This is a genomic window from Dokdonella fugitiva (assembly GCF_014138265.1).
In the GTDB taxonomy this organism is placed as follows: Bacteria; Pseudomonadota; Gammaproteobacteria; order Xanthomonadales; family Rhodanobacteraceae; genus Dokdonella_A; species Dokdonella_A fugitiva_A.
Window position 1 is genome coordinate 952,303 of sequence record NZ_JACGXL010000002.1, and the last position, 19,657, is coordinate 971,959.

18 protein-coding genes are annotated in these 19,657 nt (G+C 67.3%); 9 read left to right on the forward strand and 9 right to left on the reverse strand.

Going from position 1 to position 19,657, the window contains the following annotated elements:
• Positions 1–64 precede the first annotated feature (64 nt).
• Positions 65–1,174, forward strand: coding sequence for a GAF domain-containing protein (locus FHW12_RS10290; protein WP_259392954.1), 1,110 nt, complete (start codon positions 65–67; stop codon positions 1,172–1,174).
• Positions 1,171–1,824 (forward strand): response regulator, encoded by a 654-nt coding sequence (locus FHW12_RS10295; RefSeq protein WP_182530897.1) that lies wholly within the window; start codon positions 1,171–1,173, stop codon positions 1,822–1,824. The genes FHW12_RS10290 and FHW12_RS10295 overlap by 4 nt, the downstream gene beginning before the upstream one ends.
• Positions 1,825–1,890: 66 nt before the next feature.
• Here the strand turns inward: FHW12_RS10295 and FHW12_RS10300 are convergent, their stop codons facing one another.
• From FHW12_RS10300 to FHW12_RS10320, 5 genes are all read right to left on the reverse strand, one after another.
• Positions 1,891–2,157 carry a DUF5985 family protein gene (locus FHW12_RS10300; RefSeq protein ID WP_182530898.1) on the reverse strand — a complete coding sequence of 89 codons (267 nt, stop codon included), beginning with the start codon at positions 2,155–2,157 and terminating at the stop codon, positions 1,891–1,893.
• A gap of 6 nt (positions 2,158–2,163) precedes the next feature.
• Positions 2,164–2,421 carry a DUF5985 family protein gene (locus tag FHW12_RS10305; protein ID WP_182530899.1) on the reverse strand — a complete coding sequence of 86 codons (258 nt, stop codon included), beginning with the start codon at positions 2,419–2,421 and terminating at the stop codon, positions 2,164–2,166.
• A gap of 1 nt (position 2,422) precedes the next feature.
• Positions 2,423–2,803 carry a hypothetical protein gene (locus FHW12_RS10310; protein WP_182530900.1) on the reverse strand — a complete coding sequence of 127 codons (381 nt, stop codon included), beginning with the start codon at positions 2,801–2,803 and terminating at the stop codon, positions 2,423–2,425.
• A gap of 98 nt (positions 2,804–2,901) precedes the next feature.
• Complete coding sequence (locus FHW12_RS10315; RefSeq protein ID WP_182530966.1) at positions 2,902–4,320, reverse strand: alpha,alpha-trehalose-phosphate synthase (UDP-forming); 1,419 nt, start codon at positions 4,318–4,320, stop codon at positions 2,902–2,904.
• Positions 4,321–4,678: 358 nt separating this feature from the next.
• Positions 4,679–5,194 carry a MarR family winged helix-turn-helix transcriptional regulator gene (locus FHW12_RS10320; RefSeq protein WP_182530901.1) on the reverse strand — a complete coding sequence of 172 codons (516 nt, stop codon included), beginning with the start codon at positions 5,192–5,194 and terminating at the stop codon, positions 4,679–4,681.
• 193 nt (positions 5,195–5,387) lie between these two features.
• On the opposite strand from FHW12_RS10320, the gene FHW12_RS10325 reads away from it, so the two are divergent.
• Together FHW12_RS10325 and nhaD are read left to right on the forward strand one after the other, a co-directional pair.
• Positions 5,388–6,719 (forward strand): chloride channel protein, encoded by a 1,332-nt coding sequence (locus FHW12_RS10325; RefSeq protein WP_182530902.1) that lies wholly within the window; start codon positions 5,388–5,390, stop codon positions 6,717–6,719.
• Positions 6,716–8,098 (forward strand): sodium:proton antiporter NhaD, encoded by a 1,383-nt coding sequence (nhaD, locus tag FHW12_RS10330; protein ID WP_182530903.1) that lies wholly within the window; start codon positions 6,716–6,718, stop codon positions 8,096–8,098. Before FHW12_RS10325 ends, nhaD begins: the two co-directional genes overlap by 4 nt.
• A 30-nt stretch (positions 8,099–8,128) precedes the next feature.
• Here nhaD and FHW12_RS10335 read toward each other — a convergent pair whose 3' ends face one another.
• The 4 genes from FHW12_RS10335 to FHW12_RS10350 form a co-directional block, all read right to left on the reverse strand.
• Positions 8,129–9,487, reverse strand: coding sequence for a leucyl aminopeptidase family protein (locus FHW12_RS10335; RefSeq protein WP_259392955.1), 1,359 nt, complete (start codon positions 9,485–9,487; stop codon positions 8,129–8,131).
• 144 nt (positions 9,488–9,631) lie between these two features.
• On the reverse strand, positions 9,632–10,354 hold the full coding sequence (locus FHW12_RS10340; protein WP_182530905.1) for an HAD family hydrolase: 723 nt from the start codon (positions 10,352–10,354) through the stop codon (positions 9,632–9,634).
• Positions 10,355–10,371: 17 nt separating this feature from the next.
• Positions 10,372–11,694, reverse strand: coding sequence for a substrate-binding domain-containing protein (locus FHW12_RS10345; protein ID WP_182530906.1), 1,323 nt, complete (start codon positions 11,692–11,694; stop codon positions 10,372–10,374).
• A gap of 464 nt (positions 11,695–12,158) precedes the next feature.
• Positions 12,159–13,553, reverse strand: coding sequence for a Do family serine endopeptidase (locus FHW12_RS10350; protein ID WP_182530907.1), 1,395 nt, complete (start codon positions 13,551–13,553; stop codon positions 12,159–12,161).
• A gap of 485 nt (positions 13,554–14,038) precedes the next feature.
• Between FHW12_RS10350 and FHW12_RS10355 the strand changes: the two genes are divergently transcribed.
• The 5 genes from FHW12_RS10355 (at position 14,039) to FHW12_RS10375 (ending at position 19,508) form a co-directional block, all read left to right on the forward strand.
• Positions 14,039–16,186, forward strand: coding sequence for an adenosylcobalamin-dependent ribonucleoside-diphosphate reductase (locus FHW12_RS10355; protein WP_182530908.1), 2,148 nt, complete (start codon positions 14,039–14,041; stop codon positions 16,184–16,186).
• A 141-nt stretch (positions 16,187–16,327) separates the two neighbouring features.
• A complete protein-coding gene (locus tag FHW12_RS10360; protein WP_259392956.1) occupies positions 16,328–16,870 on the forward strand; it encodes a histone in 543 nt (180 codons plus the stop codon).
• A gap of 74 nt (positions 16,871–16,944) precedes the next feature.
• On the forward strand, positions 16,945–17,334 hold the full coding sequence (locus tag FHW12_RS10365) for a hypothetical protein (protein ID WP_182530909.1): 390 nt from the start codon (positions 16,945–16,947) through the stop codon (positions 17,332–17,334).
• Positions 17,335–17,666: 332 nt separating this feature from the next.
• Positions 17,667–18,464, forward strand: a complete 798-nt coding sequence (locus FHW12_RS10370) for an NrdJb (protein WP_182530910.1) — start codon at positions 17,667–17,669, stop codon at positions 18,462–18,464.
• Positions 18,465–18,509: 45 nt separating this feature from the next.
• Positions 18,510–19,508, forward strand: coding sequence for a RelA/SpoT domain-containing protein (locus FHW12_RS10375; RefSeq protein ID WP_182530911.1), 999 nt, complete (start codon positions 18,510–18,512; stop codon positions 19,506–19,508).
• The last annotated feature ends 149 nt before the right edge of the window (positions 19,509–19,657 follow it).

Consider the following 19,657-nt stretch of genomic DNA (forward strand, 5'->3'; position numbering starts at 1 on the left):
GGCGCGCTTCGAGCTGGTCGCGCGCGTCGCGAAGATCATCAATGCGGGAGCCGATCTCAAATCGATGCTGCAGCAGGCAGCGGACGCCGTGCACGACGTGCTGGAGTTCCCCAACGTCGATATCCCGCTGCTCGATCCCGACGATCCCGGCGTGCTGGTCGTGGAGATCCGCGGCGGCGGCTACAAGCGACAGATCCAGGGCATCGATCGCCTTCCGATCGAACGGGGTGTGATGGGAAAGGCCGTGCGCGAACGTCGTGCGCAGCGCGTGGACGACGTCGGCGCCGTGCCGGGCTACATCACCCCGCCGACGACCGAGGGCGCGCGCGCCGAACTCGCCGTACCGATCTTCTGCGCCGGCGAAGTCGTCGGCGTCGTCAACGTCGAGGGCGAGCAGCCTTACGACGAACTGGATCAGCGCACGATCGAGATCATCGCCGACCATCTCGGCATCGCGATCCAGAATGCGCGCTTGCACGAACAGAACCGCGAGGCGGCGGTGTGGCAGGAGCGCATGCGCCTGCGCGGCGAGTTGCACGACTCGGTGACGCAGATCCTGTCGAGCATCAGCCTCCTTGCACAAGCATTGCCGTCCGCATGGCGCAGCAGCGCGCAGGAGGGCGAACGCCGCGCGAAACGCCTGGCGGAACTGGCGCAATCGGCCTTCGCGGAAATGCGCGCGCTGTTGCGCGAACTCAGACCCCCGCACGAGAGCCACAGCGGCCGGCACATCCTGCCGCAGAACCGGGATTTCCTCGGCCTGGATCGCCTGCGCGACGGCGGCCTCGGCGCGGCGCTGCCCAAGCTGCTCGAAGCGATGATCCCCGAGACGCTGGCGCGGCGGTACCGGTTCGACCGCTATCGACCGCAGCATCTCCCGCACGAGGAGGCCATGTATCGGGTCTGCCAGGAGGCGGTCTCCAACGTGATCCGCCACTCGGGTGCCCGGGAAGTGGCGGTCGAGGCACATGTCGATGCAAACCACGCCTACCTGTCGATCCGCGACGACGGCGGCGGCCTGCCGCCGACCGCCCGCGGCGGAATCGGCCTCAAGAGCATGCGCGATCGGCTCGCGCGCCTGGGCGGCGAACTCCAGCTGAAGCCGATGCTGCCGAACGGACTCGACGTCGTCGCTTGCCTGCCGCGCCGCGACCGCGAGATCGGGAACGCATGAACGCCGTTGTCCTGCGCCTGATGCTGGTCGACGACCACGCGGTCGTCCGCGAGGGCCTGCGAGCGGTGCTCGAGGACGGCAATGGCTTCGTCGTCGTGGCCGAAGCGGATTGCGGCGACGACGCGCTGCGCACAGTCGAGGCGGCTGCGCCCGACGTCATCCTCATCGACCTCGTCATGCCCGGCCTGCCGGTCGCCGAGACGATTCGCCGCCTCAAGCAGAAGGTGCCCACGTGCCACATCGTCGTCTTCACCAGTTTCGCCGAGGATGAGCGGTTGCGCGACACGTTGCAGGCGGGCGCGATCGGTTACCTGCTCAAGGATGCGACGCGCGACGACCTCGTGAGCGCGGTGCGCGCGGTCGCAGAAGGACAGCCGTGGTTCCATGAAACCATGCGGCGGCAGCTCGTCGAGCTGCTGCGCGGCTCCGCGACCGCCGATCCGTTCGCCGCACTCACGCCGCGCGAGCGCAACGTGCTCGAGCTGATCGGCGAGGGCCTGAGCAATCGGCGCATCGCCACCCGCCTCGGTCTCACCGAAGGCACGGTGAAGGGCTATGTGAGCACGGTACTCGAGAAGATCGGCGTCGACGATCGCACACAGGCCGCGCTGTACTTCACCCGGGCCAACACCGGCCCGACGACGCGTTGAGGCGAACACGGCGACTACGAGTCCGAGCGGTGCCCGCGCGGTCGCGCGCCAATGGTCCCGCCTCGATCATCCCCGCTTTCGGCGCGGAAGATTCTTGTCGAGGATCGCCGCCAGGATGAGGCCATAGGAAACGATGCGCAGGATGTAGACGGTCGTGCTTCCCTGCTCGGTCCACTGCCAAGCCACCGTCAAGGCTCGTCCAGCGGCCTCGAGCAGGAACGAGGCGACGAAGTACAGGAAAAACCGGTCGCGCGTGCGCCGATGGAAGCGCAGGAAGATCAGTGCGGCCGCCATGGCCGCCATCGCGATCGCGCCTTGCAGGAAATTCGTCACGATGACTCACTCGCCCGAGTTGATCAGGCCGTAAAGGAGCAGGCCAAGGGAAACCAGGGTGATCCACAGGCGCAGGCCGAGCAGGTCGATCTGCGGGAACACCAGCTTGTCGACGATGAGGATCACGTTGCTGAGCATCAGGCCGCTGAAGCACAGCCCGCTCCACCACAATACTGCCGATCGCGTGGCGTGGTACGCCCGCAGAAGCAGGAACGCGCACATCAGCGCCGTGAGGGCACACAAGCCGTAGACGAAAATCGCCATGTCATGGGTCCTTGCGAATGCGAAATGCCTTCGCGAATTGCTCGGCCGTGCGGTCGTGCGCGGCGTGCACGAGTCGGGTCATCGGTACGAGATGCTGCGAATAGGCCAGCTCCAATCGATCCAGCAATCGGGCGAAATCCTCAGGGCGTGGACGATAGCGATATACCCCTTCAGCCTCTTCGCGGTCGATCACGCCCAGTGTCTCGAGGTCGCTGAGAATCTTGCAGGCGCGGTCTTCCTCCACGTACAGACGAGGTGCCATTTGCGCTGGCGTCCACGTCTTCGACTCGCGTCGGAACAGCAGGATCGCCTCGATGTGGGGAATGGTCATCGCATTCGCGAGGACGAGGCGGCGGACATCGGCGGGAATCACATCACTCATCGCGTGAATCCAGTACGAGATGCGTGTCTGAAAGCCTGGGCGACTCGCTCGGGCGAATGCCGGGGGTGATGAGATGACGGACCAGCGCGCGATGTTTCTCAGTTTCGTGGCAGCGATACATCGGAGTAGTCCTGCTCCTCGCTGCCCGAGGTTTGGGCGAGCGCACGGATGAAACGCGTCCGCCATGCCGTGACGTCCTGCCTTCGTAGCGCGGCCATCGACTCTTCCCAGCGCAGACGCCGGTCGCCCAGCGACATGTCGAGGGCGGCATTCAGCGTACGCGCGGTCGCCTCGATGTCGTTCGGGTTGACGAGCAGCGCGCCGCGCAGATCGTTCGCCGCGCCGGCGAAACGGAAAAGCACGAGCACGCCCGGATCGCGCGGATTCTGGCACGCGACGTATTCCTTGGCGACGAGATTCATTCCATCGCGCAGCGGCGTCACCAGGCCCACGCGCGCGTGCCGGTAGCAGCCGGACAGGACGTCCGGGCGGTAGGTCTTGTTGACGTAGCGGATCGGTGACCAGTCGGCATCCGCGAGCTTTCCGTTGATCGAGCCGGCGAGCCGCTCGAGCTGTCGGCGCAGTCGACGGTATTCGGGCACTTCACTGCGCGAAGGCGGTGCGATCTGCAGCAGGATGACGGAACGGCGCAACGAGGTTTCCTTGTCGAGCAGCTCCGCATACGCCTTGAAGCGCTCGGGAAGGCCCTTGCTGTAGTCGAGGCGGTCGACACCAATGATGAGTGCGCGCGAGCCGATGCTGGCCTTCAACGCTCGCACGGGCTCGAGCTCGCCGGCTGCGGCGGCCTGCTCGGCGGTCCTGTCGACATCGATACCGATCGGGAACACGCCGGCCCGCACGCTGTGCCGGCCGCCGCGTATGCTGATGACACCGCGTTCGTTGATCTCGCCGTTCGCTTCCCCGACGATGTATTCGCGGAAGGCCTTGAGGTAGGACTCCGTCTGGAATCCCACCAGGTCGTAAGCGAGCAGCGCTTCGAAGAGCTCGCGATGCACCGGCAGCGTGACGAGAAGCTCGCTGGGCGGGAACGGCGTGTGCAGGAAGAAGCCGATGCGCGAAAGAACCCCAAGTCGCCGCAGCGCCGCGCCGAGCGGGATCAGGTGATAGTCGTGGATCCAGACCAGGTCGCCGGGGCGGAGCAGGGGAGCCAGCCGTTCGGCGAAATGCGCGTTCACCCGCACGTAGGCTTCGTAGGTCGAGCGCGTGAAGTCGACCAGGCTCGGGCGAAAATGGAACAGCGGCCAGAGCGTGCGGTTGGCGAAGCCGGAGTAGTAGTCGGTGAAGTCGCGCTGGGTGAGCCCCAGCGTCGCGTAGGTCACGTTGCCGTCGGTCTGCGTGTTCACCTCGTCCGCGAGGGTCGCGACCACGCGGCCGTTCCATCCGAACCAGATGCCGCCGCTGTCGCGCAAGGCCGCCATCACGCCCGACGCGAGGCCGCCTGCACCGTGCTCGTTCGGAATCGCGACGCGATTGCTCACGACGACGAGCCTGCTCATGGTTCGAAGCACTCGCGCGACCGGCGTGCATCGGCGCGAAACATCGCCGAGCCGGATTCCAATGCGCCGGTCACTCGCTCGACGACCTTCGCGTCGATGCGGGTGTCGTGACGCGACATGTCGACGACCGTCGTGGGTCGGACGCGCAAACAACGATGCAGTCAGCGGATGTGGCCATGGGCGGATCCCCTTCACGGTGCGCGGATCGATCGAAGCGATCGCGCCTTGCGCGGTCACCGGCCACCGTCCAGATCGAAAGGATCGTCGCTAAACCACCAGCCCCTGCGCTCGAGGTGTACTATACGCCTTCGAGACTATATAGCAACGAATGTATCTGGTCGGCCGGAGTCGAGAGCTCTCAGGAGTCGGCGAGGGGACGGAAGCGCGCGCTGTCGTCGCGGGATTTCATCGCCTGCAGCACCGCGTCCAGCGATCGGCCGAGCATGGTTCGGGCGGACGGGCTCAACGAGGCGAGCGCGTCGGCGAGGATCCCGACGATCGGACCGGGCGCACGGGCGAGCAGGCGGCGCGCCTTCGGCGTGATGGTCAGCTCGCTCGCGCGCTGGTCGACGCCGCTCTTCTTCTTCTGCAGGAGTCCCAGCGTCACCAGTTGCTCGACGAGATTGCTGGCGGTCGGTTGGCGGATCAGCATGGCGCGTGCGAGCGCGGAGATGCCGACGTTCGGTTGCGCGGCGACGATGGCGAGCGCCTGCAGTTGCGCGCCGCCGATGCCCACCGAGTCTTGGATGGCCTGGTAGTGCTGGCGGGTGGACTGCAGGATGATGCGGAACTTCGCCAGCAGTGCCATCACGTCTTCCGACGGCACCGCGCTGTTCACTGGTTCGGCAATCGTGTGCTTGCGGGTGCGAGGCATTCGTTGAATCGGCTCGGGTTGCGCGAAAATGTCGGTCCGCGATCGGATCGAAGGCTGCGATCGCACGAATGGAGTACAGCTCTATCATGAAACCACGGCGGTCGTGTGTGCGAGTCCGGGCAGCGATGCAGACGGAGCGGGGGCGGGTCCCCGTATTCGCGTGCCGGGCGGATCCGGTTTCGTGAGGCATGGCATGGCGTCCCGCATCGATCGCCTGAAGAACCATGACTGGCTGTCGCCCCATCAATGGCGGCGACGCACCCTGCTCTGGGGCGGTGCCGTGCTGGTCGGACTGTCGGCGATCCTGTTCGCTCGGGCAAGCGAGGTCGTCTATGGACTGTTCCTGCGCCTGCTCGAGCACAGCCGCTACTGGCCCCTGCTGCTCACGCCGGCGGTGTTCGCCCTGTTGTCGTGGTCGACGAGCGGTGTCTTCAAGGCCACTCGCGGCTCGGGCATTCCGCAGGCGATCGCGGCGCTGCAGGTCGACGACCCGGGATTCCGCGGGCGATTGCTTTCGCTGCGCGTCGCCGCCGGCAAGATGGCCCTGACGTTGGCCGCGCTCGCGGCCGGCGCGTCGATCGGGCGCGAAGGTCCGACCGTGCACGTGGGTGCCGGCCTCATGTATGCGCTCGGTCGCCGGTTCGGCTTTGCCGATCCGCAGGCCGCCGCGCGGTTCGTGCTCGCAGGTGGCGCGGCCGGCATCGCCGCGGCCTTCAATGCGCCACTGGCCGGCGTCGTATTCGCGATCGAGGAGATGGCCGGCGCGTTCGAATCGCGCATGAGCGGCGTCGTGCTGACCGCGGTCATCATCGCGGGCGTGGTCTCGCTCGGCATCGTCGGCGAGTACGCCTACTTCGGCAAGATCACCACCGCGTTCCCGCTCAGCCGCAGCTGGCTGGCGATTCTCCCGTGCGCGCTGGCGTGCGGGCTCGCCGGCGGCACGTTCGCGCGCGTGATCCTGCTCGACAGCGGCCGCGTGCTCGCCCGGGTCGCGCGGCTGCGCGAACGATGGCCCGTGCGGTTCGCCGCGGCCTGCGGCTTCGTGCTGGCGCTGCTCGGTCTGGCCAGCGCCGGCAGCGTATATGGAACCGGCTACGACCAGGCACGTGCGATTCTCGAAGGCGCGGCTCCGGCGCCCTCCGGGGCGTTCGGCGCACTGAAGTTCCTCGCCAACATCGTGTCCTACTGGGCGAGCATCCCCGGCGGCATCTTCTCGCCCGCACTCGCGGTAGGCGCGGGCATCGGCCAGAACATCGCCGCGATCATGCCCGGCGCCGAGTCTTCGGCGGTCGTGTTGCTCGGGATGGCCGGTTATCTCGCCGCAGTGACGCAGGCGCCGCTGACCTCGGCGATCATTTCGATGGAACTGACCGACAATCGTGACATGGTGATTCCGATCCTCGCCGTCTGCATGCTCGCGCGTGCCGTCTCGTCGCTGGTCTGCAGGACGCCGGTCTACAAGGCGATCGCGCAGCGCCTCATCCGCGATTTCGAACAGGAACGCATGAAGGGGGCCGCCGCATGAGCCCGGGCGTCCCGCTGGCCCTGCTGTCCGCGCTCCCGGCCGTCGCCGAAGGCGAGGCCACGAACTTCCACCTGACGGCGCACCCGGTCGGCTGGATCTGCCTGGCGTTGTTCGTGCTCGCCTACGCGGCCGTGATCCTCGAGGAGCGCATCCACGTCGCCAAGTCGAAGCCGGTCATGCTCGCGGCCGGACTGATCTGGGGATTGCTCGCGTGGCAGGTCCCGGCATCAGGCAGCGATGCCGTGCGCGCGGCGTTCGAAGGCATGTTCCTCGAATACTCGGAAGTGTTCTTCTTCCTCGTCGTCGCGATGACCTACGTGACCGCGATGGGCGAGCGAAACGTCTTCGAAGCGCTCCGCTCGCAACTGACGCGACGCCATCTCAGCTACCGGCAGCTGTTCTGGGTCACCGGCGCGATCGCCTTCCTGATTTCCCCCGTGCTCGACAACCTGACCACGGCGCTGGTCATGTCGGCGGTCATCCTCGCCGTGTGCTCCGGCAACGCGCGCTTCATCACGCTCGCGTTCGTCAACCTCGTGGTCGCCGCCAACGCGGGCGGCGCGTGGAGTGCGTTCGGCGACATCACGACGCTCATGGTGTGGCAGGCGCGCAAGGTCGAGTTCGCGCAGTTCTTCGCGATCTTCGTTCCGTCGCTGGTCAACTGGCTGGTGCCGGCCGCGATCATGGCCTTCGCCGTGCCGAAGGGGCGGCCCCATCCCGCGGACCAGGCCGCGCGGGTCAAGGACGGCGGCATCGGCATCTGCGTGACGTTCGCGATCACCATCCTGATCACGGTCGTCGGCCGCCAGTGGCTCGGGATGCCGGCCGCCTACGGCATGCTGACCGGCCTCGCGTTGCTCAACATCCTCGCGACCCGCATCGATCGGCGCCAGCGGCGCTACGCCCTCGCGCAAGGCATCCAGGACGACAACGGCTACTCGATCTTCAGGATCATCGCGCACGCCGAATGGGACACGCTGCTGTTCTTCTACGGCGTGTTCGCCTGCGTCGGCGGCCTCGCCGCCCTCGGCTATCTCGAACTCGCTTCGCACGCGATGTACGGCGGCTTCGGCTTCACGCTCGCGAACACGGGCATGGGCGTGCTGTCCGCCGTGGTCGACAACATCCCGATCATGTTCGCCGTGCTCAGGATGGATCCGCCGATGGATCTCGGCCAATGGCTGCTCGTCACGCTGACTGCCGGTGTCGGCGGCAGCCTGCTGTCGATCGGTTCGGCGGCCGGTGTCGCCCTCATGGGCGTGTCGCGCGGTCTTTACACGTTCAACGCGCATCTTCGATGGAGCGCCGTCATCGCGCTCGGCTACGTCGCGAGCATCCTCGTGCACCTGTGGCTCAATGCGCGCCTCTTCACCGGTTGAGGCGCGCGCGGATCGCCCGCGGTCCGGGCATCAGGCGTAGCGGCGCCGCAGGAACTCGAAATACGCGCGCAGCCCCTGCGCCTCGCCGCCGCGCGGCCGACCCGGCTTGTCGGCGTCGTTCCACGAATAGACGTCGAGGTGCGCCCAGGCCTGCGCCTCGGGGACGAAGCGTTCGAGGTAGAGCGCCGCGGTGATCGCGCCGGCGTGGCGCGAGGCGCCCGCGTTGGCGAGGTCGGCGACGTGCGAGTCGAGCATCGCCAGGTACGGGCGCCACAGCGGCAGGCGCCAGAGCGGGTCGCGCGTCGCCTGGGCGGCATCGAGCAGCGCGCCGGCGACATCGTCGCGGTTGGCGAACAGCGCGGGCAGTTCGGGGCCGAGCGCGACGCGCGCGGCGCCGGTGAGCGTGGCGAAGTCGAGGATGAGGTCGGGCTTGTGCTCGGCCGCGTAGGCGAGCGCGTCGCACAGCACGAGGCGACCCTCGGCGTCGGTGTTGTCGACTTCGACGCTGATGCCCGCGCGCGTCGTGATGACTTCGCCGGGGCGGTACGCGTTGCCGGCGATCGCGTTCTCGACCGCGGGCACGAGCAGGGTCAGGCGCACCGGCAGCTTCGCCGCGAGCACGAGCGAGGCGAGCGCGATCGCGTGCGCGGCGCCGCCCATGTCCTTCTTCATCCAGCGCATGCCGTCGGCGGGCTTGATGTCGAGGCCGCCGGTGTCGAAGCAGACGCCCTTGCCGACGAGCACGAGATGCGGTGCGCCGGCGGTGCCCCACGCGAGTTCGGCGAGGCGTGGCGCGCGGTGGCTCGCGCGACCGACCGCGTGGATGGTCGGGAAATTCGCCGCGAGCAGGTCGTCGCCGACCCATTCGCGGTACTGCGCGCCGTGCCGTTCGGCGAGCGTGCGCACGGCGCCGGCGAGTTCGGCCGGGCCCATGTCCTCGGTCGGCGTGTTGACGAGATCGCGCACCTGGTACGCCGCGGCGCCGAGTGCTTCGATGCGTGTCGCGACCGCGTCGTCGACGACGAGCTGCGCGGGCTTGCGCGCGGGCTTCTTGTAGCGCGTGAACTGGTACGCGCCGAGCGCCCAGCCGAGCGCGACGTCGCCGGCATCGAGCGCGAGACCGCGCGCGTCGAGCGTGTAGCGTCCCTCGGGCAGGCGCACCGGCAACGAAGCGAGCGCGAACAGGCCCTCGCGCGCGTCGCAGCCGGCGAGCACGACGCCGGCGCCGCCGTCGGCGGCCGGCACGAGCACGAAGCGGCCCGCCTCGCCGGCGAAACCGTTCGCCGCGCACCAGCGCCGCACGGTCGCGCCGAGCGCGTCGGCGACCGCGGCGAAGTTCGTGCGGTCGACCGCGATCAGGGGTGTCGCGCCGTCGGCGTCCTTGGTCATGCTCCACGCATCCATCGCTGTCCTCGTCGTCGATCGCCGCGGCGTGCATGCACTGCGCCGGCGGCCGGTGTACCCGCCGGGCATCGGTATCGAGCGGCGGCGAACGCGGATTGTGCCTCGTCGGGGGCCGCGCGGGGATACCGTTCAGCCGGCCCGGTCGCCCGCGACCGCGTGCGCCTCGATCCAGCGCGCGAGCTCGCCGAGGTCGCGCAGCTCGAGGTCGGGCCGCACGTCCGCGAGCGCCTGGTGGTCCGGCCAGGCGCCGCCGCCGCGGTTGAGCCAGGCCGTGCGCAACCCGGCCGCGCGCGCGCCGGCGACGTCGAGCCAGGGATCGTCGCCGACGTGCAGCACCTCGCCCGGCGCGATGCCGAGCGCGTCGCAGGCGGCGTGGAAGATCGCCGCGGCCGGCTTGGCGATGCCGTATTCGCGCGCCGAGATGCAGGCGCGGAAATGCGTGCGCAAGCCGATGCGGCCGAGGTCGGCGTTGCCGTTGGAGATGCTCGCGAGCGGCACGTGCGCACCGATCGCATGCAGCGCGGGCAGTGCGTCGGCGTAGCAGTCGACGCGGTTGCGCGCGGCGAAATAAACCTCGTACGCGTCGGCGACGTGCTGGTCGCCGATGCCGCACGCGGCGAACGCGCGCTCGAGCGTGATCAGGCGCTGCGCGGTGAAGTCGTGCGCGAGGTGCGGGTGCTCGTCCGACACGCGCTCGCGCAGCTCACGCAGCGCGGCGATCGGCCACGCCGCGGCGACCGGCGCGTGGTGCGTGCGCAGCCATTCGTCGAGCGCCTGTTCGGCCGCGACGATCGCAGGCTCGATCGGCCACAGCGTATCGTCGAGGTCGAGCGAGACCGCGCGGATGCGCATGACGCCGCGCGCGGGATTCAGTTGCCGCTGGTGCCCGCGCTGACGTTGCCGAACGTCGGCGCCTTCGCGGGTTCGGGCTTCGCGGGCGCGTCGGCCTTGGCGGTCGCCTTCGGCTTCGCCTCGCCCTTCGGCTTCGCCGGGGCGGCCTTCGCGACCTTCGGCTTGGCCGGCGCGGCGGCCTTCTTCGGCGCGGCGTCGTCCTTCTTCGCGACCGTGGCCGGCCCGGCCTTCGGTGCGGCGGCCTTCTTCGCGTTCGCCTCGGCGGTCTTCTGCGCCTCGGCTTCGGCCTGCTTCTTCGCCTCGGCACGCGCGAGGTTCTCGCGCGCGGCCTGCGCGGTGTCGGAGGTCGGCGCGATGCCCTGCTTCGCGGCGAGCGTCGCGCGCGGTGCGGCGACCGGCGGCGGCGGCGTCGTGCCCGCGGCGAGCGCCGCGGCGGCGACCGCGTCGCGGCCGACGCGCGCGTCGATGAACTTCATGCGGTCCTCGTTCTTCGCGACGAGGTCGCTCGCGTCCGCGTACGGGATCAGCTGGTGCTTCTTGAGGATCTCCTTCGCCGCCGGGGTGGCGAGGAAATTGCGGAACTTGTCGATCGCGGCGAGCTTGGGCGAGTCGGCGCGGTTGACCGAGTAGAGCGTGATGTAGAGCGGGTAGGTGCCGTCGGTGACGTTGCGCACCGAAGGCTCGACGCCTTCGATCGCCATCGCGCGCACGCCCTTGTTCGCATAGGTGTTGGCGAGCGTGGACAGGCCGAGGCCGGCGGGATCGAGCGTGACCGCTTCCTCGAGCTTGAGCGTGTTGAGGTACAGGCGCGGCACCGCGACCGGCTGGTCGCCCTTGCGGTAGACGAGTTCGCGCAACGAGTACTCGACGCCGTCGAGCGGTGCGGCGATGCCGTACAGGTTGATCTCCTTGTCCTCGCCGCCGAGGTCCTTCCAGTTCTTGATGCGGCCGAAGTAGATGTCGTAGACCTGCTTGAGCGTGAGGCTGCGCACCGGGTTCTTCGGGTGCGTCACCAGCACGGCCGCATCGAGCGCGACTGGCGAGAACTCGAGCGGCGCCTCCTCGGCGCGGCGCAGGTACTTGCCGCGCGCGCTGCCGGCGATGTCCGCGCTGCCGTTGGCGACCGCGTCGAGGCCCGACACGGTGCTGAACGGCTGCAGCGTGATCTTGCCGAGCTTCTGCTTGGCGTACTCCTTGGCGAGGTCGTCCATGATCGCGCGCCCGGTGGCGTGGTCGCCGCGCCAGACGAGGTCGTCCTGCGGGGCGGCGACGGCGGAGCCCGTGCCGAGCAGTGCGGCGGTGGCGAGCAGCAGCGGGCGAAGGAAGCGGCGTGGCGACATGATGTGCGGTTCGTGCGGTGAGCGGAGAGGGGCGCACATTAGCACGCAGGTCCGGCCCCTGCCGCGACCGCGCGCACAGGCGGGCGGGGCTCGCCGAATGATCCGTCGGGGAAGGCTTCGAAGCGCGGAAAAGCACCGTGGGTAGGGTGGGACGCAGCGGCGCGGAAACGTGAACGGTTGCGACACGCACCCACCGCGAGTCCCACCGTGCGTTCGGTAGGCGATCTGGCGCGGGTAGGGTGGGACTTAGCGGCGCGAAACCGTGAACGGTTGCGACACGCACTCACCCCGAGTCCCACCGTGCGTTCGGCAGGCGATCTGGTGCGGGTAGGGTGGGACGCAGCGGCGCGGAACCGCGAACGGTCGCGACACACACCCACCGCGAGTCCCACCGAGTAGCGTGATGCGCGCGCGCGGTGGGACTTGCCGCTACGCGGCTGCGTCCCACCCTACCGGCTCCGTCGTCATTGCAGCAGCAGGTAATACGCCTCGTCGCCGCGCAGCAGGGTCAGCATGAGCTGGCGCGGGTGCGCCGCGAGCAGGCGCGTGAAGTCGCTCGCGCCGCCGAGGTCGCGGCGGTTCAGTGCGACGATCACGTCGCCATTGCGCAATCCGGCGGCGTAGGCGCGACTGGTCTCGGCGATGCGGCTCACGCTGACGCCGCCGATGCCCTGGCGGCGCAGCGTGTCGGCGAGTTCGCTGAAGGTGACGCCGGCTAGGCGCGCGTCGAGCGCGTCGCCCTTGAGCACCGCGAGTTCGGTCGGCTTGAGCGTCGTGCTGATCGTGATGAGCTTGCCGTCGCGCTGCACGCCGACCTCGACCGCCGCACCCGGCGCGGTGAGGCCTTCGATGTTGTGCAGGTCCTGCTCGCCGGCGACGCTCTTGCCGTTGAGCGTGATGATCACGTCGCCCGCGCGCAGGCCGGCGGTTTCCGCGGGCGAGTTCGCGCGCACGCGCGTGACGACCGCGCCGTGCGCGCCGTCGAGCGCGAGCACGCGCGCGAGGTCGGGCGTGAGGTCCTGCGCCTCGACGCCGAGCACGCCGCGCTTGACCTGGCCGGTCGCGACGAGCTGGCGCAGCACGTCGCTGGCGAGGTTGGACGGGATCGCGAAGCCGATGCCGACGCTGCCGCCCGACGGCGAGTAGATCATCGAGTTGATGCCGACCAGTTCGCCGCGCAGGTTCACCAGCGGGCCGCCCGAGTTGCCCGGGTTGATCGACGCGTCGGTCTGGATGAAGTTCTGGAAACCCGAGCCGCGCAGGCCGCTGCGGCCGAGGCCGGAGACGATGCCCGTGCTCGCGCTCTGGCCGATGCCGAACGGGTCGCCGACCGCGACGACGAAGTCGCCCATGCGCAGCGCGGCCGAATCGGCGACCGGCAGCGCGGTGAGCTTCTCGGCCGGGATCTGCAGCACCGCGAGGTCAGTGTCGGGATCGGTGCCGAGCACCTTCGCCTTGAGGGTGCGGCCGTCGGCGAGCGTGACCGCGATGTCGTCGGCGCCGTCGACGACGTGGTTGTTGGTGAGGATGTAGCCCTTGGCCGCGTCGACCACCACGCCCGAGCCGAGCGACTGCTGCACGCGCTCGCGCGGCATGTTCGGCACCCCGAAGAAGCGGCGGAAGATCGGATCGTCGAAGTACGGGTTGCGCACCGCGACGTGCGTCTTCGAGGCGATGTTGACGACCGCCGGCGTCACGCGCTCGAGCATCGGCGCGAGCGACGGCAGCGCCTGGCCGTCGATTGCCGGCGGCAGCGCCGCGGTCGCCGGCTGCCCGCCGCCCGTGCTCAACGCACCGAGGGCGAGGCCGATCAGCAACGGCAGCGAGGCGTAGGCGAAACGACGGGTGGTCGGGGTCATGGGCAACGTCCTTGGATGTGTTCGATGGAAGTGTCGATGGTGGAGTCGGGTGCGCGCGCGGAGCTCGCCCGCGGCGCACGCCACGCTCTGACCGCACGGATAGGCGCCGGTTTCGGCCCATTCAAGCATTGGCGCACCGCCTGCAGGGAGCCGTTCAGTTTCGGCGCCCGGTCGACCCCGGATCGACCCTGCGCGCGTCCGATCCAGGCCCCGCCGGGCGTTTTCAAAAGGGTCGCCTGCCACGAATCGCGTCAGATCGCGATTCGCTGTGAGTCAAGCTTTACTTCATCCGGCGAGCGGCGTAGTTTTGCCCGTCGGCGTCACAACATCTTGTGTTCGCCTTGTGCGGCGCAACCTATAGATTGTGCCGCGCAACAGATTGGGTGCAGCAGGAAGCAGGAGGCTGCGTCGCCTCGGGAGGGTGGCGCAGGCATCGGTTGGCAACGTCGGCGTGAGCCGACGGGTAACGGGAGCAAGAAAACAATATGAGCACGGTGCGCCTTGAGCAGCTCGCGCGCGGCGCGGCGGAGATTCCGCTGCAGCCGGCGTCCTACGACATCTGGGACAAGAAATACCGCCTCAAGTCCAAGCAGGGCGAGCCGGTCGACAAGGACATCGACCACAGCTACCAGCGCATCGCGCGGGCGCTCGCCGAGGTCGAGGAAAACCAGGAAAAGAAGACCTACTGGTACGAGCGCTTCCTGTGGGCGCTGCGCCGCGGGGCGATCCCGGCCGGCCGCATCACGTCCAACGCGGGCGCGCAGGAACACAAGCCGAAGACCTCGACGATCAACTGCACCGTCTCGGGCACGATCGAGGATTCGATGGACGACATCCTCGAGAAGGTGCACGAGGCGGGCCTCACCCTGAAGGCCGGCTGCGGCATCGGCTACGAGTTCTCGACCCTGCGTCCGCGCGGCGCGTACGTGTCGGGCGCGGGCGCGTACACGTCCGGGCCGCTGTCGTTCATGGATATCTACGACAAGATGTGCTTCACCGTGTCGTCCGCGGGCGGTCGCCGCGGTGCGCAGATGGGCACGTTCGACGTCTCCCATCCGGACGCGCGCGAGTTCATCAAGGCCAAGCGCGAGGACGGGCGCCTGCGCCAGTTCAACCTCTCGCTGCTGATCACCGACGGCTTCATGGACGCGGTCGAGCACGACGCCGACTGGCCGCTGGTGTTCCCGATCCACGTGAAGGAGCAGGGCGAGATCGACCTCGCCGACGCCGCCAAGGTGGTCTGGCGCGACTGGCCGACGCACAAGAACTACGTCACGCGCGACGACGGCCTGGTCGCCTGCAAGATCTACGGCCACCTGCGCGCGCGCCACCTGTGGGACATGATCATGGTCTCGACGTACGACTACGCCGAGCCGGGCTTCATCCTCATCGACCGCGTCAACGAGATGAACAACAACTGGTGGTGCGAGAACATCCGCGCGACCAACCCCTGCGGCGAACAGCCGCTGCCGCCGTACGGCTCGTGCCTGCTCGGCTCGGTCAACCTCACCACGTTCGTGCGCGACCCGTTCGGCCCGAACGCGCGCTTCGACATGGAGGAATACAAGGAAGTCGTGCGCGTGTTCACGCGCATGCTCGACAACGTCGTCGAGATCAACGGCCTGCCGCTCGCGCAGCAGCGCGCCGAGATCATGGGCAAGCGCCGCCACGGCATGGGCTTCCTCGGCCTCGGCAGCACGTTGACGATGCTCAAGAAGCGCTACGGCACGGCCGACGCGTGCGCGTTCACGGAGGACGTCAGCCGCGAGATGGCGCTCGCCGGCTGGGAAGTCGCGCTCTCGCTCGCGAAGGAGAAGGGGCCCGCGCCGATCCTCAGCCAAGACTTCGCCGTCACCGGCGAGATGCTGCGCAAGCGCCCGGAAATGGCCGCCGACGGCTGGAAGGTCGGCGACGCGATCCCCGGTCGCCTGCTGCACGCGAAGTACAGCCGCTACATGCAGCGCGTGGCCGAAGTGGCCCCCGCGCTCGTCGCCGAACTCGCCGAGACCGGCGCGCGCTTCACCCACCACAGCTCGATCGCGCCGACCGGCACGATCAGCCTGTCGCTCGCCAACAACGCGAGCAACGGCATCGAGCCGTCCTTCGCGCACCACTACAGCCGCAACGTGATCCGCGAGGGCAAGAAGTCGAAGGAGAAGGTCGAGGTGTACAGCTTCGAACTGCTCGCCTACCGCGAACTCATCAACGGCAAGGCGATGCCGTTCTCGCAGGACCCGGCCGAGAAGCTGCCGGAATACTTCGTCGCCGCCGACGACATCAGCCCGGTCGAGCACGTCGACATCCAGGCCGCCGCGCAGAAATGGGTCGACTCGTCGATCTCCAAGACCGCCAACGTCCCCACTGCGTACCCCTACGAAGACTTCAAGGACATCTACCGCTACGCCCACAAGCAGGGGCTCAAGGGTTGCACCACGTTCCGCTTCAACCCGGCGGCCTTCCAAGGAGTGCTGGTGAAGGAGCATGATCTGGCCAACACCACCTACCGCTTCGAACTCGAGGACGGTGAAGTGGTGGAGGTCAAGGGCAACGAAGAGATCGAGTACGATGGTGAAACGCACACCGCGGCCAACCTGTTCGACGCGCTGAAAGAAGGCTATTACGGCAAGTTCTGATCGTGCGAACGACGCCCGTGGATGCATGGGCAAGCGGCTTCCGGCGTTGCGTCATCCGTGTCTCGAGATTCACGTCATCCGTCAGGCTCACACACCAGAGAAACAGGAGAGGGGATCCCCATGCACAGTGAAGGCGGTACGTTGGATGGTCTGAAAGAAGGCGCGTCGCAGATCGGCAGCTCGATCGCGGACGCCGCCAGTGCGGTCGCCAGTTCGGTCAGCACCGCGGCCTCGGACGCCAAGCAGGCGGTCGAGAACACCGCGAAGAAAGTCGCCAACAAGGCCGCCAAGGCGCGCAAGCAGGCCGCGCGCAAGGTGAAGGCCGTCGTCGCCAAGGCGAAGCAGGCGGTCACGAAGAAGGCCGCGGCCGAAGAGAAGGCGGTCAAGAAGGTCGTGAAGAAGGCGAAGAAGAAGGTCGCCGCCGCGAAGAAGGCCGTCAAGAAGGCGATGAAGAAGACGCCGGCGCGCAAGCCCGCCGCGAAGAAGGCGGCGAAGAAGGCGGCGAAGAAGGCGGTGCGCAAGGCGGCGAAGAAGGTCGCGAAGAAGGCTTCCGGCGCGCGCAAGGCCGTGAAGAAGGCGACGAAGAAGGTCGCCAAGAAGGCGATGCGCAAGATGCCGGCCCGCAAGGCCGCCAAGCGCGCACCTGCCCGCAAGGCCGCGAAGAAGGCTGGCCGTCGCCGCTGATTCGCAAGCACCTTCGGCCGGCCCGCGGCGGCCGGCCGAAGGTGACGACGACCCGCGCCGCCGAGGAGCGAAGCATGGCCACCAAGCGCACCACGATGTACAGCCGAGGCGGCAAGAAGCTCTACGCCGTCCGCAACGCCGACGGTTCGTTCAAGGACATCCAGAGCTACGCCCGCGCGCACCGCATGGACATGGCGCGCAAGAGCGCCGATGAACTCGCCGGCGCCGCGAAGAAGAAGACCGCGAAGAAGAAAGCCGTGAAGAAGGCCGCGAAGAAGGCGGTCAGGAAAGTCGTGAAGAAAGTCGCCGCCGCGCGCAAGGCCGTGAAGAAGGCCGTCCGCAAGGTCGCGAGGAAGGCGGTGCGCAAGGCGCCCGCACGCAAGACCGCCCGCAAGGCCGTGCGCAAGACCGCACGCAAAGCCGCGCCGCGAAAGGCCGCGCGCAAGACGACACGCAGGAAGTAGACCCGATACCGGCATGCGCCCGCGCATCGCGCGGCGCATGCCTCGTTCGCCGCCCCGGGCCGGGGGCACCCGCGATACGAAATCCGCCGGCCGCATCCGCACCCGAATCCGTTACACCCCGAACACAGACGCGACGCAGCAGATCCACCGATCCACCCGACACCGCTTCATCGAAGACCGATCCACGGACACCGATCCACCGTACACCCAGCGACGTCATGCCCGCGCAAGCGGGCATCCATGGCAAGGCGCCCCGATGGATTCCCGCCCCCGGCGGGAACGACGCAAGGCCAGGTTCCCCTTTACCGCACCACCGCATCCGGACGCACGCAATGAAGATCAGCAAGAAGATCAAGGGCTACGCCGTCGTCAAGCCCGAAGACACCACCAAGCTCGTGCCCGCCGCCGAAGCGCCCGACAGCGCGCCGAGCGTGCCGATGGCCGAAATCATCCAGATGCACGAGAAGGTCGAGCGCCCCGAATCGCTGATCGGCGCCACCTACAAGATCAAGTCGCCGCTGTTCGAGCACTCGCTGTACGTGACCATCAACGACATCGTCCTCAACCAGGGCACCGAGTACGAACTGCGCCGCCCCTTCGAGATCTTCATCAACTCGAAGAACATGGAGCACTTCCAGTGGATCGTCGCGCTCACGCGCATCATGTCCGCCGTGTTCCGCAAGGGCGGCGACGTGACCTTCCTCGTGGAAGAACTCAAAGCCGTGTTCGACCCGCGCGGCGGCTACTTCAAGGCCGGCGGCGTCTACATGCCGAGCATCGTCGCCGAACTCGGCGCGGTCATCGAGCAGCACCTCAAGATGATCGGCCTGCTGCACGACCCGGAACTCGACGAGCACCAGAAGAAGCTCATCGCCGAGAAGCGCGCCGCCTACGACGCCCGCTCAAAAAAAAACGCTGAACCCGCCGGCCTGACCATCGAAGGCGCCGGCAACGGCGGCTTCAACGTCTCCTTCGCTGGCGCGGGCGCCGAAACCGCGGCCAAGGCCGCGACGGAAGCGAACGCGTTCCCGCCCGGCGCCACGATGTGCCACAAGTGCAACACCTCGGCCGTGATCATCATGGACGGGTGTGCTACGTGTTTGAATTGTGGGTATTCGAAGTGCGGGTGAGGTAGAGGCAGCTAGCTATTGTGCTTCTGCGGCTTGGACTTTTAGATGCTTCCTTCAAAGAATCAAGTCAGAAATGCCGGAAAGCGGATAGCTGCCGCTCAGGACATCTTTGCAGCGAATGAGGAAGACGTGGAAGTTGTGGACGAATGGCGGAAGGCTCACCTGACTCCGCTTTCCTCGATCGCGATGTGGCTTCGAAAGCCGTCGATCGATGCAACCGGTTTGGCGCCTGCACAGCGCCTTAAACGTCGCAGCACAGTTTTAGACAAACTGATTCAGGGTCGAGCATCAGATGCGTCGACAATGCAGGACCTTGGGGGCTGTCGCCTAATTTTTCCGAACGTTCAGGGGCTTCAGGACTTCCGCAACTATCTTGAGACCAAGACACGTGCGGCTCACATGTTGCAACACCATCGTGATAAGTACGATTACATAGCGACCCCGAAGCAGACGGGTTATCGCGGCGTACACTACGTGTACGGCTATGAGCCTTCGTCGAGCTCGAATGCCGAACTGAAGGGGCTAAAAATCGAAGTGCAACTTCGCACGGATGTGCAGCATGCGTGGGCTACTTCAGTCGAGATTGCGGATTTGGTCTTGGGCGCTAGGACTAAATTTGAAGATGGCACCGGCCGCTACGGCGAGTTCTTTCGAGTTGCAAGCGAACTGCTTGCCAGGCGTCATGAGGGAATGACTAGCTGCCTTCCAACACTATCGGATCGGGAGCTTTTGGCGGCTTTTCATCGAGAAGAGGGCAGCCACAACTTGTTGGACCGACTAGATCGTTTGCGTGAGCAGGGTGACCTAAGCAAAATTAAAGAGCATACGGTTCTTGCGTTCCAGACAGATGGAACGCTGGAGATCTTCGGATATACAAAAGCGAACCGAGCGGTTGAAAAAGAGCGGGAGTTGATTGACAACCCGAGCTGTGCACACGTCGTATATGTGCGAGCATCGACTCCAAGCGCTATTAAGAATTCCTATCGGAACTATCTTACAAACCCCACCGACTTCGTTAAGTTGATGCGTGAAGCTCTGGATTGAGCAAGGCGCGCCGAAGGATGAAGTGACGCGGAAAAAAAGGGGGCGGAGTGGACTACCCCTGATTTTTCGGACACCAGAAAGCGAGGACAATCCTCGCACGGAGGTGTTCGATGGAGAAGCGTCAGCGATTCACCGCGGAGTTCAAGCGC

What these genes read in the sequence shown, in the direction of transcription:
- FHW12_RS10290 (WP_259392954.1), top strand. Translation starts at nt 65, where the DNA reads ATGCTGCAGCAGGCAGCGGACGCCGTGCACGACGTGCTGGAGTTCCCC.
- FHW12_RS10295 (WP_182530897.1), top strand. Translation starts at nt 1,171, where the DNA reads ATGAACGCCGTTGTCCTGCGCCTGATGCTGGTCGACGACCACGCGGTC.
- FHW12_RS10305 (WP_182530899.1), bottom strand. Translation starts at nt 2,421, where the DNA reads ATGGCGATTTTCGTCTACGGCTTGTGTGCCCTCACGGCGCTGATGTGC.
- FHW12_RS10310 (WP_182530900.1), bottom strand. Translation starts at nt 2,803, where the DNA reads ATGAGTGATGTGATTCCCGCCGATGTCCGCCGCCTCGTCCTCGCGAAT.
- FHW12_RS10315 (WP_182530966.1), bottom strand. Translation starts at nt 4,320, where the DNA reads ATGAGCAGGCTCGTCGTCGTGAGCAATCGCGTCGCGATTCCGAACGAG.
- FHW12_RS10320 (WP_182530901.1), bottom strand. Translation starts at nt 5,194, where the DNA reads ATGCCTCGCACCCGCAAGCACACGATTGCCGAACCAGTGAACAGCGCG.
- FHW12_RS10325 (WP_182530902.1), top strand. Translation starts at nt 5,388, where the DNA reads ATGGCGTCCCGCATCGATCGCCTGAAGAACCATGACTGGCTGTCGCCC.
- nhaD (WP_182530903.1), top strand. Translation starts at nt 6,716, where the DNA reads ATGAGCCCGGGCGTCCCGCTGGCCCTGCTGTCCGCGCTCCCGGCCGTC.
- FHW12_RS10335 (WP_259392955.1), bottom strand. Translation starts at nt 9,487, where the DNA reads ATGACCAAGGACGCCGACGGCGCGACACCCCTGATCGCGGTCGACCGC.
- FHW12_RS10340 (WP_182530905.1), bottom strand. Translation starts at nt 10,354, where the DNA reads ATGCGCATCCGCGCGGTCTCGCTCGACCTCGACGATACGCTGTGGCCG.
- FHW12_RS10345 (WP_182530906.1), bottom strand. Translation starts at nt 11,694, where the DNA reads ATGTCGCCACGCCGCTTCCTTCGCCCGCTGCTGCTCGCCACCGCCGCA.
- FHW12_RS10350 (WP_182530907.1), bottom strand. Translation starts at nt 13,553, where the DNA reads ATGACCCCGACCACCCGTCGTTTCGCCTACGCCTCGCTGCCGTTGCTG.
- FHW12_RS10355 (WP_182530908.1), top strand. Translation starts at nt 14,039, where the DNA reads ATGAGCACGGTGCGCCTTGAGCAGCTCGCGCGCGGCGCGGCGGAGATT.
- FHW12_RS10365 (WP_182530909.1), top strand. Translation starts at nt 16,945, where the DNA reads ATGGCCACCAAGCGCACCACGATGTACAGCCGAGGCGGCAAGAAGCTC.
- FHW12_RS10370 (WP_182530910.1), top strand. Translation starts at nt 17,667, where the DNA reads ATGAAGATCAGCAAGAAGATCAAGGGCTACGCCGTCGTCAAGCCCGAA.
- FHW12_RS10375 (WP_182530911.1), top strand. Translation starts at nt 18,510, where the DNA reads ATGCTTCCTTCAAAGAATCAAGTCAGAAATGCCGGAAAGCGGATAGCT.